Origin of the sequence: uncultured Veillonella sp., from assembly GCF_963543145.1 — a bacterium.
Classification (GTDB): domain Bacteria; phylum Bacillota; class Negativicutes; order Veillonellales; family Veillonellaceae; genus Veillonella.
In genome coordinates this window covers 45963-65254 of sequence record NZ_CAUTZP010000001.1, presented here as the reverse complement: position 1 = coordinate 65254, position 19292 = coordinate 45963, and the positions used below count along the sequence as shown (strand labels likewise).

Sequence of the window (19292 nt, the reverse complement as noted above, 5' to 3'; positions counted from 1 at the left end):
TTTATGTACAATATTCTACTCATTATATCATAAAAGAATGAATAAAATATTAGTTTATGCAATCAGTTTACCCACAAACCATAACCGAAGCCTACTGCATAGACAGACCATAGCAACGCAATAGGAATAGCCAGTTTAAATTTAATCTTTAATGTCTTATGGCGCCATAGAACCATGCCTAATAAAGCGCCTACCCCCCCAAAGGCAAATGCTAAAAATAATAATGTAAACTCTGAAATCCGACCATACCCCTTAATAGCACATAATTTATCATATCCATACATACTAAATACGATGAGATTCCAGACACCTACAGTTACCCAAAATTGTGTATCACTCATATCCCCAAACCTTGTATCCCTTACTTATGATGAGCTTTAAAATATTCTAATGTTTTTTGTAAACCATCCTCTAATGTAGTTGTGGCAACAAAGTCAAAATCACGTTCCGCCTTGGCATTACTTAAACGGGAATGCTTGATATCCCCAACCCGCTCAGCCTCATAGTGCACCATAAAATCTGCACCACTGATGGCACGGAATCGCGTAATCAACTCATTAATAGATGTCCCCTTATTGGTAGATACATTATAAATACCTGTACATTGACTATTCCCCATAGCCTTAATATTAGCATCTACCACATCATCCACATAAATGAAGTCTCTAGTTTGCTCGCCATCACCATATACGGTTAAAGGCTGACCTTCAACGATTAAACGGTTAAAGACACTGATAACGCCACCTTCACCACCATCACCTTGACGTGGCCCATATACATTGGCATATCTAAAGCACACTGTATTTAATCCAAAGGCTTCACGATAAATACGTAAATACCCTTCTGCGGTAAGCTTTGTTAGTCCGTAAAAGGAAGATGGCATACCACTTAATTCCTCAGTTAACGGCAATACTGCTAAATCTCCATAAACAGCAGCGGACGAAGGCATTAAGAATTGTTCAACCTTCACCTGACGACATGCATCTAAAACATTAATTAGCCCCAATAGATTCACATCACAGTCATAACTAGGGTTCTCCATAGAGGATTGAACCATAGTTTGCGCTGCCTCGTGAAATACGATAGAGGGCTTAAACTCTTCAAAAATAGATACTAGTTTTGGATCTCGTACATCCATCTCAATAAATTGAGCTGCTTCATGTACAAAAGAACGCATACCAGTAGATAAATTATCTATAACAAGCACATTGTGCCCTAATTCAATTAATCGATCCACAAGATGAGAGCCAATAAATCCGGCCCCACCTGTAACACATATATTCATAGCACCCTCCCTTCTTAGATTTCTAAATACCTGCACCTTGTTTAGCTAGTGCATCGGCCATTTCATTATATGTATCGCCCGTATGAGCAGCAACCTTGTGAAAATGTACGCGCACACGGTTTTTTATGGAGTCATAAAATGCTGCGTACTGTTGAGTAAGCGCATTATTTCGTTTCCAGCCCTTCGTAGCCCACATTTCAATTCCCATATAGTCATAATAAAGTGAACATTCATGAACGCCACGATCAACAGCATATTTCATAACATACATAGCAGCTAATAATTCACCAGCTACATTCCAAAATGATGTATATCGTTCATCAGTAGATGGAAATGAAAAGGTCTCCCTATTCCCATTCAAGAATATAACACCACCTGCACCAACGGTATTTGTCCCTTTATTATAACTACCATCAATATAAGCAATCACATGGTTTAGCTTAGTAAAATCTGGTTTCACAACACTTGCTGATGCTTTACTTTGAGCCCTAGAGCTAGAGCTTATTGATTTAGAGCTGATTGATTTAGGCGTCGCGTTTTGAACTGATTTAGGTTCACTCTTACTAGCACTCATAAAGTCGCTTAAGGATAAGCCTGAGTTTTCCACAAAGGCACGAGCTTCTGCTTCTGTAGGGAAAGACTGGTAGATAGCTCCACCAAAGCCCTTGACCTGTTTCTCACAATCAGCCCAAGTCATATAAACACCTGGCACACGACCATTGCGAACTGCATAAAACTTTTTAGCCATACACACCTCTTAATGATCCATCGTAAGTTCAATAAATTCAGCATTTACAACAGTTGCTAAATCTTTTGGATTTACCTTCATTTGCATGCCACGTAGGCCTGCACTAACATATACAAACTCTAGTGGCTCCATAGTAGCATCAAAGTAGGTAGGAAATGCTTTTTTCATTCCCACAGGAGAACAGCCACCACGCAAATAACCTGTAATTCCTAGCAAGTCCTTAACAGGAATCAGCTCTACAGACTTATTATGACTAACTCGAGCAGCTTGTTTCATATCTAGTTCAGCGGCTACAGGAATACAGAATACAACGTAACCTGTTTTATCACCTTTCCCCACTAGCGTTTTAAAAACTTCCTTTTCCTCGAGGCCTAACGCCTCTACTACATGGAGTCCTGCTGCATGATCCTCAGACCATTCATATTCACTAATGCTATAAGGTACCTTATGGGTATCTAAGATACGCAATGCGTTAGTCTTTTTATGTTTTTCTTTACTCACTATATCCCACCTTATATATTAGCGTAACAAATAAATCTAATCAATATATAATATTTCTCTATATATTATATATCACCATAAATTCATATCTAACTCGATATTCTTATTTATTCATAATTTTATTGATATTCTTTAATTCAATGCGTAACGTTCCATCATCATTAGTTTTAATTTCAATAAACTCTCGATTTTTCATATATTCCACAGGGAAAGAGATTTCAATGCCCGTATCGGTTTTAATCTTATGATGTTCTCCAACCTTTATAGCAAACTCACGGTTCACCGGTAATGGCCGCATCATATCTGCATCAACTAATTCTTTCTTAGCCGCCTCTTGTTGAATCGGATTCGCTTTGAATACCTCTTCTACTATACGAACAGGATCGACTGTATCGGATACTTCAGCATTTTTGGCAATCATAGACTTTGCAGTGGTCAATTCAACAACGCCATCAGACTCATGCGCTTGAGCTACCTTATCTACAATAGCTTTTACCTTTTTCACTGTATCTCTGGAGGATTGATTGGTACCTAATTGTAATACCTTATCTGCTAAGATATAGGATACTTCACCGTCAAACTCACCTTTCGGTTCAAAAATACGTACACTAAAATCATATAGATTAATAGAGGCAAAAGCACGTAATTTTTGAGATGGCATAGGCAGTACTGCCTTATGATAAACGAGTTCTGTAGATAATGTACCATCATCTTCACTAAATAGTTGATGGGTAAAAGCATCATGAGCTTGGCACAAAAGAATACAAATATAAGTCGTATCAGTAACAGCTTCACAAATAATCGTATCGATAACTACGGAGTCCGTTGCTTGTTTCATATAGGTAAACAAGCTTTCACCTAAATTCTTAGATAAATCTATAAACTTGAGGTCTCCATTTTTATACTCCACCAGCTGTTTACCAAATGGACTTGCATCATGTAAGGTACCTGTTCTAGCACCTGGGTCTTTGAAAGCCTTAGCTACATGATTAGCAATATAATCTTGTATAGCTTGATCGCCAACCTTTAGTTCATGTTCAGAATATACGGCTAAAGAGGACGTAAAGTCAAAAATCTCTAGCGCTGCCTTATTAATCTGCATGATGCCTCCTTTTAAAAGAAAAAAAGATTACCCTTTATTATACCACTCTTTTAACTTTCGTTTATCAACTTTTGAGCATTCCGTAAGGGGTAACATAGGAATCGCTACTATTAATTTTGGCCACTCTACAGAAGGTCTTTCATGATGAATGAGTTCTATAATTTTACTTAATTCAGCGTTATCCTCTAATACCACATAAGCAACAAAGTCTTCCCCTCGTATATCATCATGAATCGTAATAACAGCCACTTCAGAAACCCCCTGTAAGGATTGTAAATACAATTCCATTTCAGGAATAGAAATTTTATAGCCCCCTTTATTGATGACATCACCTTGCCGCCCATTAAACATGAGATACCCATCGCTATCAATATAGCCCAGATCATTTACAGTATATGTATCGGGAATGCCTTCAATATGATACTTTGTAGTCACATAAATAACGCCGTTCTCCTCTGCAATTTTGACAGATGGAAACGGTCTTCCCACAGTACCTTCTCTATGTAACCACTCTTTACCTGTACAATATGTTATATAGTTAAGCTCAGATGCACCATAATAGAGAATAAACTCCATGTTCGGACATATTCGTTCTAACTGTTCCATCAACTGTCGATCCAGTACTTGAGATCCTCCGATGATATAGTTAATAGAGTCTAGTTTACTTTTGCAATGACGTACTAATAATCTTAATTTTGTTGGTAATGCATATATATGGTCCACATGATATTTCTCAATAAGCTGTATCCATCGATTGGGACGCAATGAACTCGTTGTAATAACTGTTCCACCAGACCATAGTACACCGATAACCATATTACTAACACCAGTGAAGCTAAAGCTACCATGTAAGAAGATTTTTGTATCTTTGTTTATGTGAAAGATATTGTTTTGGGTATCAAAGAACTCTCGCCACGAGTTCTCACTACGCCACAAAGGTTTGGGACGCCCCGTAGTTCCAGAGGTAAGGACACCAAAGTCTGCAGATGTAGGAACACCTTCGACACGTATAATCCGAGCTAGCTCATCGATATAAGCCGCATCCATTTCATTATGGCACACCATGGAGATATGCCCTTTATATAATCCCCATAACCACTGCACCAATTGCTCTACGAAAGAGGGCCGCTGAATTAAGAGTACCTTATTCCTCGAGCCATCATTAAACTGACATAAATTAATTATTCTACTTTTATCATTAAACTCCGTAGAGAGAATGGCATCATAAAGTTGACCATATGTATACTGTTCTTCATCGACTATGAGAGCAATTTTATTTGGTTCTAAGTTCTTATATTGTTGTAAGCGTTCAATTATTGTCATATTACATACGCTCCATAATCAAAGCTGTACCTGTGCCGCCTGCACCTGCAATGGCACATAAGCCATATCTACCATTACACGATTCTAAAGCTGCCATACAATGAAGTACTAAAATAGCACCTGAACATCCATAAGGATGTCCATACGCTAACGCTCCGCCTAACTTATTATATTTTTCCATATGATTAGGATATGCCTTATTAAAAAGCACATCAATGATGGCAAAGGCTTCGTTCCATTCCACTACATCTATATCATCCATAGTTAAGCCAGTCCGTTTTAAAATAGCTTTAGTATTTTCTAATGCGCCTTCTGGACTAAACTGAGGATTTCCAGCCCAAGGCATGACACTATGTATTCTAAAGGGCCCTTCTGTATTAGATACATATACAAATGCCACTCCATCATGGGTTAAACAAGCATTACCTGCATTTGTAATGGAATTAGGGCCTAATAAAGGCTTCATCCTAGATAAGAGTTTTTCGTTCATCTTAGGTCGAATACATTCATCTACACAAACTTTGCCTTCCATCGTAATGGGCATAATATAAGATTGTAAATGTAGATTATCTAACGCTTCAAAAGCACGCTGATGACTATTAATAATGTAGGGATATAAGTCTTCCTTTGTTATATTATGCTTGAGTATCGTTCGCTCAGCGCCTTCAAGCATAGCTAAAGAAGACCGATCTTCAGGGGTGAATTGAGCTACCTTATATAAACCTTCTCGATCATCTCCAGTTGCATAGATTCGATCCGGTTGTAAGGAGGAACTTTCAATACCACCAGCAATAGCAGAATCCATAACACCTGATGCAATGTGCGTATAAGCCATTTCAATACTCATTAAAGCCGATGCACATTGCATATCTACGGTAATAGCAGGAACAGAATTCGGTAAATTACACATAAGCCCCATAAGGCGACCAATATTACCACCAGTCCCAACTGCGTTTCCACAAAAAATTCCATCTACTTGTGAAATAGCATGCCCTTTTACTAATTCGTCAATAAGTTGAGCCCCTAACATTTCAGGTCTCATATGTTTATATTGTCCATTTAAAACGCCAATAGGGCTGCGAAGACCGCCGTGAATATATACTGACATATAAACTCCTTATATTAAAAGAAAAAGAGGCATCCCTAAGAATGCCCCTTTTATTAGGTTCTAAATTTTAATTTTAGTTGCTAACCAAGAAGCAACGAGACATTTTACTATGTCCCCCGGAACAAATGGGAACATTACCACAGGCAACGCTGCCCAAAGTTCTGTTTTTGTAACAATCATAAAGCCTGCCACACCAAATAGGTATACTACAGGAATTGTAATCACAATAGAACGCCATGCATAAGAGAAAAAGCTCTTTTTAGAACCTTTAAATATGCTTAATAATGTATAAGCTATTGGCCAAGAGAAGATAAAGCCCCCTGTTGGTCCTAATAATTTACCAAGACCGGCTGTACCACCAACGAATACGGGTAAACCTACAGCACCAAGTAAAACATAAATGATAAATACAATAAATGTATCCTTTGGTTCTAACAACAAACCAGTTAATGTAGCTACCAAAGTCAATGCCGTTACCATGGCTGGACTAAATGGTAAGGGAAAAGAAATATATGCTGAAATACATAATAAGGCTGTTAATAAAGCCATTTTTGTTAAACGTCTTGTTTCCATAATTACCTCTAACTAATAGTTCTTTGTTTCAAAGATGTGGAATCTTCATTTTCACCAAAAAAAGTAGCAGAAAATGCCAATGTATCGCCTACATAACCTTCTACATGAGCATCCTCAGGGATTTCCACTAATTTCACCATATCCTCTGCAATGACAGGGGCATGAAAGTAAATTGCCATTTGCAACGCAGATTTACTAATATTCCAATAATTCCACAATGTTTCAAGAATCATGCACCCAGGTACGACATAAGGGCTCTCTCGATGAATTGGATTCGTATCATTAATATCATTTACGAATTGTAATACATCTTTCTTAGAGAATGATATAGCACCACTGATTTTCTCTTGATGTATTGTAGTGCGAATACTAAATTGTTTCGGAACTGGTCGTAAATCAATCATCAAGAACCCTGATTTGTCCATAATACCGATAGTAGTAGTTTTAGCAACTTGAGATACAATCTTACATATAGTTTCATCACTACCGGAGGAATCATAATGCATATGCTTAATAACGCTATGACCTGGTAGTTCTAAGTCATTATTACATAATGCTTTAAATAATGTTCTCATATAATCACATTCCTTTATTTATTCAATAAGTTGATTATAATCAACATTATTTCATTCGTCAACAAAAGTCATTATCCATTTGTTAACAAATATAAAATAATATATCTATATTAGCTAAATGTACTACACAACAAAAAGAACCCATGATTGAACTGCATCTCCCAAAATTATGTCCCATTTTTAGGGTGCAGTTCATGATATATCATAGGTTCTTTTATCATGTTAAATCTTATAGATTTACTATTTAAGATCTAGCTCTTTTAAGTATGCCTTGAAGTTTTCGCCTAACTCTTCATTGCGCAAAGCATACTCAACAGTTGCTTTCAAATAACCTAGTTTATCACCAGTATCATAGCGAATACCTTCATAGGCCAATGCATAAGTATCAGTCTTAGAAGCTGCTAAGGCATCTGTTAATTGAACTTCGTTACCTACGCCGGGTTTAGTATCTTCCAAGATGTTAAAGATATCTGGTGTCAGAATATAACGACCTAATACAGCAAGTTGAGATGGAGCGTCTTCTTGCTTAGGCTTTTCCACCAAATTATCAACGCGATATAAGTTATCAGCTAAAGCCTCACCAGATACGATACCATATGAGCTAACTTTATCTTCAGGTACAAATTGAGCCCCTAAGATAATACCAGGATGCTCATTATAACAATCGATTAATTGCTTTAAGCATGGATTTTCTGGGTTGTATACAATATCATCACCAAGTAATACTGCAAATGGTTCATCACCAATAAATGCTTTAGCACACAATACAGCATCACCAAGACCGCGGGGTGCTTTTTGACGAATAAAGTGAACTTTAATATCTGCTAAATCCTTGATCATCGCCAATTGTTTGTTTTTACCTTGGCTTTGTAACAATAATTCTAATTCAACACTGCTATCGAAATGGTCCTCAATGGCACGTTTATTACGACCTGTGATGATTAGGATTTCTTCAATACCAGAATCTAATGCTTCTTTTACAATATATTGAATCGCAGGTGTATCTACGATAGGAAGCATTTCCTTTGGTTGTGCTTTTGTAGCTGGCAAAAAACGTGTACCAAAGCCAGCTGCTGGAATAACGGCTTTTCTAATACGTTGCATAGTTATCTCCTAATTAAAAATCTTTGCCAACAAACTTGATCTTCCATTGATCATTTTTGCTTCTATGTGCATCCTTATAAGTTAAGTATAAGTCAAAGGAGTGTAAATCGCGATGCCATGTGTAGTAGATAGAATCAATATCCCCACTCATCATATTATTTTTAACACTTACAGAAATATCATCTAGGCGAGTTAATTTATAAGAGCCACCATAAACAAGCTCCTTAGGAAGCTCTGTCGTATCGAATCGATATGGAGAGTTATTGTAAGATATATTTCTTTGATCATAGCTAACCCAAACATTAGCGCGATTGCCAACTTTGGATTGGAAACGAGCACCCCAATATGGCATGCTACGAATAGTACCATCATAACCATAGTAGTCACGTTGGTAACCACCTAAGAATCGTAAATCTGCGTTTTTGCCGAGTTTAATTGGTTCATGAGAAACCTCTGCGTAGTATTCCTTATGAGAACCTTTTACAGAGCCCTCTTTCCAATAACCAGCATTAACACCACCACGTACAGTAATTGGAGAATTGCCTACATGATATGTATGAGTATCTAGGCGAACTTCACCGATTTTTTCAACCCATACGGTTTCATCATTATACTCATTAGACTCCTTACTGTATCCTACAGAAGCAGTACCCCAAGGTAAATATTGACGATACCCAATTTGTGGCTTGAAGCCAGATTTAGAGTACCAACGATAATCGATATAAGCTTCACCATTCTTACCGATTGGATATTCAGTACTACCATGCAAGCCAATCCCGTCATCACTATTATACGTAGGTTTTGGGATTAAGGAGAATATACTAAATTTCCCCTCTTTGTCATGGCGCAAAGACGCAGTATACGATGGCAACGATAATATTTTAAAGTTTTTAATGTAGAAAGATGGTTTTTTGATAACTACTTTATCCCCAGGATATACCTTTATATCTTGACCTTCCACACGATAGTCTGGAGTATGCACGAAAGCCATCGCATGTTTTGTTGTTAACATACCCTTTTCTATATGCCCAGTTTGACCATCAAAGGTTGCATTTTGCCCCTTTACATAATATGGATCAGTCCAGCCCATCGCTTGATCTGCCGTAAAATGACGATCACTAGTGCGATACGTCATATTTTGACCTGTAATATCTTTTGTTTTACCGCCATCTTCTAAGAATCGATAGCCACCAACTGTACGATACTCGGTAGTTTTCGTATTACCTTCAATACGGGGAGCCATTAAAGTTTGATTACCTTGAGTAACCACTACATCACCTTGTGCATATACATTACCTGTGGAACCACTATAAGCCATTTTATCTGCATCAATACGAGTAGGTAACTGCTCTGTAGGCTCAGCAGATTTTGCCTTTTCACCACGACGTACCACACGGATATTACTATATTCAGGTGTAGATGCTTTAGAGATTTCTCCTGCATAGGATTCACCTACGCTATCCAATTGATCTTGATATACCGTGGTTGACTCCGTAGCGGCCCATACTGGTTGTGCTAAACAAAACACACATGCCGCTGCCAGCCATTGTACTTTACGTTTCCTCATGGTTACTAGAACTCCTCTTGCTTTAAGAATTTGTTAATTATTGATTGCGTTTTACTACAACAATAGGTTGAGATACATTCTCTACCGCATCTTCTGGTTCTTCAACTTCAGTAGTATCTTCAACTACAGCTTCATTTTCTTCAACACCGTTATCTTCTACATATTCTTCAGTTTCACCAGTTGCATTTGGTACAGTTACTGCATCAGCTAATTCATCATCGCTATGCGCCAAACCGTCACCACCGATAACAAGACCTTGAATTGTTACAGAGTCTTGTGGTTGCACATAGATTGTAGAACCAGCAGGATACTCTATATTTTTGCCCTTAACAAATGCACCGCCAATAAGGCCAACAGGTCCAAGTAAAACTGCACCAGCTACAGAAGCACCAGCCGCTTTTATTTCATTACGAGTTTTGTCTTTAGCTTCTTTACCCTGTACAGCAGTGAATTCTGTACCATCGATAGCTGGAATAGTATCGAATGTAATATCTAAGGCACCATTACGACCAAAGGAACGCGCTTTTTTCAAAGACGTAATTGTACCAGAACCTACTGTCCCCGCAGGAACTAATAATACATTGCCATCCATTACATTTTCAGCCACAGTGAAGGATACCGTATCACCTTCATGACTTGTTTTAGATGAAACAGCATCATTTAAAGTCACTTTAAACACTTGATTACCTGCCAATGTACCTACTTGGTTTGTAAGAGTTACATTGCTACCATATACTTTAGTTTTTAAAGAAACAATACGTTTTTGCAAAGAGCCACTGCCAATACGACCATTTACGCTTCGTTCCATTTTCTCTACACGATCAACAAGAGATCCTGCGTTAATACTATTTTGATACGTATATTCTAATGCGTCCATTTCTTCACGCAAAGAAATATTTGTACCACTACCTTCTACGGAGTTATAGAGTGTATCAACACGTTTACTCAATGTCGCAGAGTTTCCATTGAAACCAGTACCATACACGGTTTCATCAAGTTGATTAATGCGGTCCACTACAGCACCATCTTGTACAGAACCATATACAGTAGTTTCCAAAACATTTGTTTTCTCTGTTACTGTACCAGGAGCAGCAAATGCAGTGCCTGAAATTAGGGATGCCATTAAAAGTGTAAGTACTTGCTTCTTCATAAATTCCTCCACAACGTATCTAATGTATAACTGTTATACAACAGAATAAGCACGGGCCTAAGACCGTGCTTATTCCCTGAGTCTACTATTTTATATGCTCAGTGGCCATTAAATTTTCAAATCGATAATAGCAGATACACCTACACCTTGAACGCGAGATGCACCAACTGGGTTTGTGCTATCAACAGGAACTAAACCTTTAACACGAACCATACCGTTAAAGCTACCTTCTACTTGAGCAACGGCTTTAACTTCTTCAATGCTAGATGCAGGACCAGTAACTTGAGCAGCACCAATGTAACCTTTTGTACCGATACTAATGATAGGTACAACTTTAGTTGTATATTCTGTGCTTAAGTTATTTTGTTTCAATAATTTATTTAAGAAAGAGTCAATTTGTGGCCCGAATTTATTAACAACGATACCGATACCACCAATTTTAGCTGCACCGCCAAGAATACTGCTTAGGCCACCAGCTTGAGTAGTCAAGATGCCACCAAATGCAGTAGTAGTTAAACAAATCCCTAGAACAGCTGTAATAATCTTCTTTTTCATAATAAGCCTCCTATAGATACTTATATTTTAACAAATTCTATACCTAGATTCTAGTGAAAGTATAAGAACTTACACATAAAGATACCAGTATTGTATAAAAACACGATGAATAAGTAGTGGATTTTATACAACTTAATTTAATGCTATCATCGTAAAGAATTCATGTCAATATCTATTATTCGGCATAATTAGTTAGTCTAAAACATAGAAAATTATACGCCAAAAAAATGTTAAAATAATTTTTTGATTTATGAAATTAACAAATACGTGGCACTTGATCCTCACCTAATAAATCGATTAGACGAATGCCGCCAATAGCTGTTTGCAATCCTACTTTACCAATATTTTTATCTAAGGTTTTACCAATGAGAACTGCTTCTTTGCCTTCTTCAAAACCATGTAAAACTTGTAGAACTTGGTCGGTAACCTCTGGTTCAACTACTAAAACGACTTTGCCTTCATTCGCTAAATATAGTGGGTCATAGCCTAGAATATCACAAACAGACTTCACTTCATCGTGAATGGGAATCGCCGTTTCTTCAACCTTAATGCCCAGTTGACTTTGATCTGCGATTTCTTTTAATACAGTACCCAAGCCACCTCTTGTAGGATCTCTCAATAAGGCAACTTGAAGCCCTACTTTATCAAGCACAGCATGAACCATCGTATTTAAAGGAGCACAATCTGTTGTTAATGAATCAGATAAATCTAAACCAAATCGCTGTCCCATAACCGCAATAGAGTGATCCCCAATAGCACCAGATAAGATAATATCCATACCCGCTTTTACGCGATGCGGTCCAATATCTATTCCGTCTGGAATCATACCAATACCTGCAGTATTAATATAGATTTTATCCACTTCACCTTTTTTTACAACCTTCGTATCACCAGTAACGATTTGTATATTTGCAGCCTTAGCCATCTCTGCCATGGTACGAAGAATTTCATCTAATTCTTCAAAGGCAAGACCTTCCTCTAGAATGAGGCCACAACTTAAATATTGTGGAACAGCCCCATTCATAGCAAGGTCATTAACGGTACCACATACTGCAAGTTTACCGATATTACCACCAGGGAAAAATGCTGGTTGTACTACATAAGAGTCCGTAGAGAATGCCATGCGCCCTGCTGTAACAGGAAATTGAGCCCCATCGTGTAAAGGAGCCAATAAATCATTAGTAAAATATTTTAAAATAAAACGCTCGGTCAATTCATGACTGAATCGACCGCCATTACCATGGACTAAGCGAACTCGTTCCATATTAATCCTCCCACGTCGATCCACCACTGGAATATCCATATTTGTACCAAGCAGCACAACTACCTTCTACAGAGACCATACAAGCCCCAACGGGATGATCAGCAGTACAACTTTTACCAAATAATGGACATTCACTTGGTTTTATAAGGCCTTGCAAAACTCGTCCACATTGACAACCTTTTGGATCAAGGGATGGTTTCTCTAACTTAATAGGTAGCGCACGCTCTGCATCATAAGCGGCATACTCATCTTTTAAAGCTAAGCCAGAGTTTGGAATAATGCCAATGCCACGCCATGCATCATCACATACGTCGTATACTTCCTTCATCATAGCTTGAGCCACAGGATTTCCCTTCTGCATAACTACAGAATGGTACGTATTACCGACTACAATATGTCCAGTTTTTCGTTGCTCTAAAATATTAGCAATAGCAGACAAAATTTCTAGGCCGTCAAAGCCAGCGATACAAGAAGGAATACCATATTCTTCAGGTAGGAAACCATATGGTTCTTCACCAATAATAACACTTACATGACCTGGCAAGATAAAGCCATCAATATGGCCTTCTTGTCTATCTAGTAATGCCCGCAAAGCAGGTGGTACTAATTTATGAGATACGAGGAAGAAAACATTCTTCAGGCCTGCCGCGTGAACAGCTTTCACAGTAGCACAAATGACTGCTATAGTCGTTTCAAAGCCAATAGCTAAAAAGACTATTTTCTTTTCTGGATATTTTTTACTTAATTCTATTACCTCTAAAGGTGTATAGATTACATGGATATGAGCACCCTTAGTTTGAGCTTCACTGAGGCTACTATAACTACCTGGGACCTTCAACATGTCACCAAAGGTAGCAATAATAGTATCCTCACGTTCTGCATAGGCTAATGCCTTATCCATATATGTTTGATCCGTTACACATACAGGACATCCTGGTCCACTAACAAGTTCAATGCCACTTGGCAATAGTTGACGAAGACCTTCTCGAAAAATTGATACCGTATGTGTACCACACACCTCCATAAGCCGCACAATTTCACCGGGCTCATGAAGTGCATTGATACGTTTTAACAATGCATCAGCTGTGTTCTGCTTTTCCTGCAAAGTAAGCTTCTTCAAGTTCTTCTAACTCCTTAAAGGCTTCTAATGTTTTTTGAGCCTCTTCTTCATCAACAATTTGTACTGCAAAACCTGCATGAACTAATAGCCAGTCCCCTACCTTTGCTTCTGGTACGAGGAGCAAGCTACAGTCTCGTGTAGCACCCGTCAATTCAACAGTGCCAATAGCATCATTTACAGCAATTAATTGGGCTGGTACAGCTAAGCACATACAATCTCCTTATCTTTATTTCTAATAACACTCGTTTATATAGTAAAAATTTACTTTACGCAGAATCTTTAAAAAAAATTCTTGAGAATATATAAATATATCTAATATGATTGTAACACAATTACAATCATTATTTAGTGATTGACGCTACAAGTAACTCAGCATAACTATTGAATTTGACTTCCCAGCCATAATTGACCTAAAGCAAGCCCTCCATCATTAGCTGGTACAGCTTCATTCATATATAAATTGCCTACATGCCATGCACGATACATCAATTCTACTAATTTACGGTTCTGGAATACGCCGCCTGAAATAGCAGCATCACTAATTTTATAACGTTCCATCAAATCCGCTGCAGTTTCACAAACTGCAATAGCAATCGTTTTATGGAAAGATGCAGCTAGATGGGCACGCGATTCACCTTGTACAACACCATCCATAATGGCTTCTACAGTAGGCGTAAAGTCAAGAACTTTCCCATTATAATTATAGTCAAGTAAAGAACCTTTTTCTTCGCCGCATAAGGCTTCTAAGGCAATGGTAATTTGTGCATCATATGTATGTATCATACCTAGCCCTAAGAGAGAACCTACAGCATCAAATAAACGACCACAACTAGTTGCTTGTATCATCGGCATTGTAGATTGTAATGCTTTATCTAAAATTTCCCAACCTTTCGGAAGATTTTCCATCCATTTTTGGTAAGTAGAAGGAATATCATTTCCATAATAATTACGTATGTACCACAAGGCTTGACGCCAAGGTTCAGAGACAGCTTTTTCCCCACCTGGTAAAGGCGCCTCATGAATATGAGCAAGTCGTTGATATTGATTACCTTTACAGAGAAGGAATTCCCCTCCCCATATTGTTCCATCTGGACCATAGCCAGTGCCATCCATAGCAATGCCTAGTATAGGGCCCATCAAATTGTGTTCCGCCATAACAGAGGCTATATGTGCATGATGATGCTGAATAGTCTCAACTGATATTTGTGAGCTTGCACCAATACATACCCCTAAATGAGAGGAGAAAAATTGGGGATGACTATCCACAATGATTCTTTCAGGTTCTATGGAAAATAAATTTTCATATCGATTAATCGTCCACTCTAGCGTTTCATGGGTAGATGCATTTTCTAGGTCACCAATATGAGGCCCTATTAAAATTTCATGCCCTTTATTTAGAGCAAAAGCATTTTTTAAATCACTGCCCATAGCCAGTATCGGCGTTGTCTCTATGCTTTCACAATGAATCGGTTCGGGCACATAGCCACGACTACGACGAATAAATCGTGGTTTATTATTGATAACCATCACCACAGAATCATCAAGAGGTGCGTAGATTTCACGGTTATGAACGAGAAAATAATCTGCTACCTCACCTAGCTCATTAAACGCTTGGTCATCGTTATATAATACGGGATCACCACTTCTGTTACCACTAGTCATAACCCAGGCTGCATCAGAAGGTAATAAGACCTCATGCATCGGTGTATAAGGCAACATTACGCCTAGCATATGATTATCAGGTGCTACGTGAGAACTTAACCGGACAGCGCTATTATGATTTCTTTCTAATAGCACAATAGGACGTTCCATCCCCGTCAATACATCTAGTTCTACATCGCTAATTTGAACTAACTCTATAGCTGTATCTAAGGAACCAACCATAATAGCTAGTGGCTTATGAGGCCTATTCTTACGATTCCGTAAACGTTGTACAGCTGCGTCATTTCGCGCATCGCATACAAGATGATAGCCACCTACCCCTTTTATAGCGATAATACTACCTTCATTGATTAGTTCACGCGTTGTATTCCATACATTTACTGTATCTACAGCCGTGCGATTTACCTTGTATAAAGTATAACGAGGACCACAATAAGAGCATGCATTGGGTTCAGCTCTATACCGACGCCCCTCTATATCTTCATATTCAGCTCGACAAGCTTCACACATGGGAAACTCGTTCATCGTCGTTCGCTCTCGATCATAGGGCAAAGATTTGATGATTGTATATCGTGGACCACAATTTGTACAATTGATAAAAGAATATTCCTGTCTTCGCTTATCTTGTTGTAACTCTTTAAGGCAATCTTCACAAGGAGCCGTGTCTGCACTGATAAAAGTGCTAACATCTTCTCCTAATGGAGATGGTTCAACGGAAAATGTAGTTTCCTCATCTTTTATTGTAAGAGGCTGTACTGTTTGACTAGTGATACGGCATAAACGAGGTTGCTCTTCTTGAATAGCATCTAAAAATAGTTGTAATGCTCCTAAAGGACCTTGTATTTCAACATATACACCACGGCTATCATTGTATACAATACCAGTTAATCCTAGAGAATGGGCACACATAGAAACAAGGGGCCGGAATCCGACCCCTTGAACTATACCGGTATAGCGAATTCCCCAGCGTTCTATAGTTTGATTACTATTTTCTTTCATATGAACTCCTACTATACTCGGAGAATAATTGGTAATTAACCTAAAGCGACAGGAATGCTACCATCGATGCCCGCTTGTTCCAACTCAGCTTGGATCATGATGGCACATTCGATACGTTTCTTTTGCAGACGACACCCAAATTCATACGGTGTTTCTAAGTCGCCACCTAATGTAATATTATTAGCATGGCAGCCACCAGAACAGAAGAATTTAGCCCAGCATTCAGCACATGTTGGTTTTGAGAATACATGGGTGTTACGGAAGTCTTTAGGGATTTCTGTATTTTGCAAGCCTTCATATACATTGCCGATTACGAAACCGTCTTTGCCAACGAATTGATGACAGGGGTAAATATCACCATTGGGAACAATAGCCATATATTCATGACCAGCACCACAACCACGAAGACGTTTTGCCATACATGGACCACGGTACAAATCCATCCGGAAGTGGAAGAAGTTAAACTTTTCCCCCCAACCTTCTAATTGACGTTCCAAATAGATATCTGCCAATTTTTCATATTCTTTTTCAAGCGCTGGCCAATCTTCTTCACGAAGAACATAGTCCCCTTCTTCACCTACAACAGGCTCCATGGACAAATGTTCAAAGCCTAGATCAGACATAGCCATAACATCTTTAGTAAAGTCTAAGTTTTTATGTGTATATGTACCACGCACATAGTATTCTAAACCATGACGCTGTTTTACTGCATTGATAAGGTTTTTAGCAATATATTTATAAGACTCAGCACCACTACCTGCTACTGGTCGCATTGCATTATGCACGGATTCACGACCATCCAGGGATAATACGAGACTCATCTTATGCTCGTTTACATAGTCAATTTTATCTTGTGTTAAAAGCATGCCATTCGTAGTTAATGTAAGCTTAAAGATTTTATTGTGCTGTTCTTGAATGGACTCAATGTATTCAACGGTTTGTTTAACAACATCCCAGTTCAATAGCGGTTCACCACCAAAGAAGTCAATTTCACAATGTTGACGAGGGCCACTCATTTTAATGAGAAAATCTACCGCCCGTTTTGCTACATCAAAGCTCATTAGCTCACGTTTTACACCGCCGTAATCACCTTGGCTAGCAAAGCAGTATTTGCATGCTAAGTTACAATCATGAGCAATATTAAGACATAAAGCCTTAACGATAGGCTTTTCACCTACTACAAGTTTAAATTCTGTACTCATTGGAGCAAATAATTGCTCTGCTTTAATGAGCTCATCTAACTCGTCCATAATCTCATCGAGTTCTACGGCATCTTCTTTAGCATCTAACGCAGCATGTACAGCATCGCGATTTGTGCCATCATATATGTCAAGAACTCTATCGATGAGTTCGTCGATAACGTGAATAATACCGCTATTTACATCTAAGCAGTAATAGTTATCCTTCATCCGAAACTTATGGATCATTGGTTTTAATTCTAACATGGTACCTCCAATTGATATGTATGGTAAAAGTTCTAGTATATAGAACTTTCTAGATAATTGTACCACATTTCTAACGTAAAGGTTATGAAAAGAGTCATAAAGATATACCATACAAGGTATGTATTTAAAACATAAATAAAAAAGGCCCGCTAAGCGAGCCCCTTTATTATTTTTGTTTGCAAACTTGGTTACCAACTGTGCAGCTTGTTTTGCAAGCGGATTGGCAAGATGTTTGACATTCCCCACAACCGCCAGTTTTAGCAGTTTTTTGTAAGGATTCAGTGTTGATAGTACGAATGCGTTTAGCCATGGTTATCCTCCTCAATACTTATCGAATGATATTTATTTTATCATATTTATAAAAAGCCTGTAAAATACTTATTTTGTTATCTTTTCTTCTACAACGCTAGATTCTTTAGTTTCTACTACAGCAGTTCCTGCTAATTCAGGTTCTGTAACGTTAGGTTCTGTTACATTTACATCTTCACCTTTAGTTTTCTTAGGCTTATCTTTGCGCAATACTTTACGCAATGCCATGGCAACTGGTGTAACGATAACAGCCGCAAAAACAGCTTCTGGAATACCATGAGTAACAGATAAGAAAAGAATAGATCCCAATACTTGATCTGGGCTAAGGTTCATTTTAAGGGCAAACATATCTCCGTAAAGCAAGAAGATTAAACCCATAACCATGATTGTATGGAATATTGTTCCCATAAATGCGGTAATGATGATACGTGGGCCTTGAGACACTTTCCACAATACTAGATATACTAAATATGCTAAGATTGGGAATAATACACGAGGCAACACGGAAATAATCGGATTGATAAATAGTGGAGATAAGATATTAGGCGCTGTAATATTTTGCCACAAGCTATAACAACCAAAAATAAAACCTACAAAGCCGCCTACCTTAGGGCCCTCTACAATGGCACCAATCAACGCTGGTACATGTAGTGTTGTTACATTAAGTGGTCCTAATGGGATAATACCATAACCAGAAACACCTAATGCAATCGTAATACCGGCTAATAAACCAATAATAGTAAGTTCACGAATAGTAATACTACTTTTCTTTTGGTTTTTAGCCTTTGGACTCTCCACAGGGCTTTTCTTTTCATTGTCTGGGATTGATACAGTTGTGTTATCATCCGTTAGACGTTCATTGTTGTTCATAAATCCTCCTTCGCTCTCATTCCATTTTGGAT

General features: G+C 38.1%; 20 protein-coding genes. All 20 read right to left on the bottom strand.

What is annotated here, in order from left to right; genetic code table 11:
- Nucleotides 1-62: 62 nt before the first annotated feature.
- Nucleotides 63-341 (bottom strand): DUF1294 domain-containing protein, encoded by a 279-nt coding sequence (locus RWZ05_RS00295; protein WP_296004474.1) that lies wholly within the window; start codon nucleotides 339-341, stop codon nucleotides 63-65.
- Between the two features lie 20 nt (nucleotides 342-361).
- A complete protein-coding gene (locus RWZ05_RS00290) occupies nucleotides 362-1285 on the bottom strand; it encodes an NAD-dependent epimerase/dehydratase family protein (protein ID WP_314640942.1) in 924 nt (307 codons plus the stop codon).
- A gap of 22 nt (nucleotides 1286-1307) precedes the next feature.
- Nucleotides 1308-2033: a ribonuclease H family protein gene (locus tag RWZ05_RS00285; RefSeq protein ID WP_314640940.1), complete on the bottom strand. Its 726-nt coding sequence runs from the start codon at nucleotides 2031-2033 to the stop codon at nucleotides 1308-1310.
- Between the two features lie 9 nt (nucleotides 2034-2042).
- Nucleotides 2043-2534 carry a Cys-tRNA(Pro) deacylase gene (ybaK, locus tag RWZ05_RS00280; RefSeq protein WP_314640937.1) on the bottom strand — a complete coding sequence of 164 codons (492 nt, stop codon included), beginning with the start codon at nucleotides 2532-2534 and terminating at the stop codon, nucleotides 2043-2045.
- A 103-nt stretch (nucleotides 2535-2637) separates the two neighbouring features.
- Nucleotides 2638-3636, bottom strand: a complete 999-nt coding sequence (locus RWZ05_RS00275) for a nucleoid-associated protein (RefSeq protein WP_314640935.1) — start codon at nucleotides 3634-3636, stop codon at nucleotides 2638-2640.
- A gap of 27 nt (nucleotides 3637-3663) precedes the next feature.
- Nucleotides 3664-4959, bottom strand: coding sequence for an AMP-binding protein (locus RWZ05_RS00270; RefSeq protein ID WP_314640933.1), 1296 nt, complete (start codon nucleotides 4957-4959; stop codon nucleotides 3664-3666).
- A gap of 1 nt (nucleotide 4960) precedes the next feature.
- The gene (locus RWZ05_RS00265) at nucleotides 4961-6067 is read right to left on the bottom strand and encodes a thiolase family protein (protein ID WP_314640931.1); all 1107 of its coding nucleotides are present in this window, start codon (nucleotides 6065-6067) and stop codon (nucleotides 4961-4963) included.
- A gap of 60 nt (nucleotides 6068-6127) precedes the next feature.
- Nucleotides 6128-6640: a biotin transporter BioY gene (locus RWZ05_RS00260; protein WP_314640928.1), complete on the bottom strand. Its 513-nt coding sequence runs from the start codon at nucleotides 6638-6640 to the stop codon at nucleotides 6128-6130.
- An 8-nt stretch (nucleotides 6641-6648) separates the two neighbouring features.
- Nucleotides 6649-7215: a hypothetical protein gene (locus tag RWZ05_RS00255; protein WP_314640927.1), complete on the bottom strand. Its 567-nt coding sequence runs from the start codon at nucleotides 7213-7215 to the stop codon at nucleotides 6649-6651.
- Between the two features lie 240 nt (nucleotides 7216-7455).
- On the bottom strand, nucleotides 7456-8319 hold the full coding sequence (galU, locus tag RWZ05_RS00250) for a UTP--glucose-1-phosphate uridylyltransferase GalU (protein ID WP_273299132.1): 864 nt from the start codon (nucleotides 8317-8319) through the stop codon (nucleotides 7456-7458).
- Between the two features lie 13 nt (nucleotides 8320-8332).
- Entirely contained in the window at nucleotides 8333-9886 is a 1554-nt protein-coding gene (locus tag RWZ05_RS00245) for an LptA/OstA family protein (protein WP_314640923.1), read from the bottom strand.
- 37 nt (nucleotides 9887-9923) lie between these two features.
- Nucleotides 9924-11036, bottom strand: coding sequence for a hypothetical protein (locus RWZ05_RS00240; protein WP_314640921.1), 1113 nt, complete (start codon nucleotides 11034-11036; stop codon nucleotides 9924-9926).
- A 108-nt stretch (nucleotides 11037-11144) separates the two neighbouring features.
- Nucleotides 11145-11591, bottom strand: coding sequence for a hypothetical protein (locus RWZ05_RS00235; protein WP_004693328.1), 447 nt, complete (start codon nucleotides 11589-11591; stop codon nucleotides 11145-11147).
- 256 nt (nucleotides 11592-11847) lie between these two features.
- Nucleotides 11848-12855, bottom strand: coding sequence for a hydrogenase expression/formation protein HypE (hypE, locus tag RWZ05_RS00230; protein ID WP_314640918.1), 1008 nt, complete (start codon nucleotides 12853-12855; stop codon nucleotides 11848-11850).
- Between the two features lies 1 nt (nucleotide 12856).
- Complete coding sequence (gene hypD / locus RWZ05_RS00225) at nucleotides 12857-13975, bottom strand: hydrogenase formation protein HypD (RefSeq protein WP_314640916.1); 1119 nt, start codon at nucleotides 13973-13975, stop codon at nucleotides 12857-12859.
- A complete protein-coding gene (locus tag RWZ05_RS00220; RefSeq protein ID WP_105097814.1) occupies nucleotides 13935-14186 on the bottom strand; it encodes a HypC/HybG/HupF family hydrogenase formation chaperone in 252 nt (83 codons plus the stop codon). Before RWZ05_RS00220 ends, hypD begins: the two co-directional genes overlap by 41 nt.
- A 167-nt stretch (nucleotides 14187-14353) precedes the next feature.
- Nucleotides 14354-16636 carry a carbamoyltransferase HypF gene (gene hypF / locus RWZ05_RS00215; RefSeq protein WP_314640913.1) on the bottom strand — a complete coding sequence of 761 codons (2283 nt, stop codon included), beginning with the start codon at nucleotides 16634-16636 and terminating at the stop codon, nucleotides 14354-14356.
- A gap of 35 nt (nucleotides 16637-16671) precedes the next feature.
- Nucleotides 16672-18081, bottom strand: a complete 1410-nt coding sequence (gene scfB, locus RWZ05_RS00210; protein WP_105097812.1) for a thioether cross-link-forming SCIFF peptide maturase — start codon at nucleotides 18079-18081, stop codon at nucleotides 16672-16674.
- 166 nt (nucleotides 18082-18247) lie between these two features.
- Nucleotides 18248-18391 (bottom strand): six-cysteine ranthipeptide SCIFF, encoded by a 144-nt coding sequence (gene scfA, locus RWZ05_RS00205; RefSeq protein ID WP_004693318.1) that lies wholly within the window; start codon nucleotides 18389-18391, stop codon nucleotides 18248-18250.
- Nucleotides 18392-18459: 68 nt separating this feature from the next.
- Nucleotides 18460-19260, bottom strand: coding sequence for an ECF transporter S component (locus RWZ05_RS00200; RefSeq protein WP_314640909.1), 801 nt, complete (start codon nucleotides 19258-19260; stop codon nucleotides 18460-18462).
- Nucleotides 19261-19292: the final 32 nt, after the last annotated feature.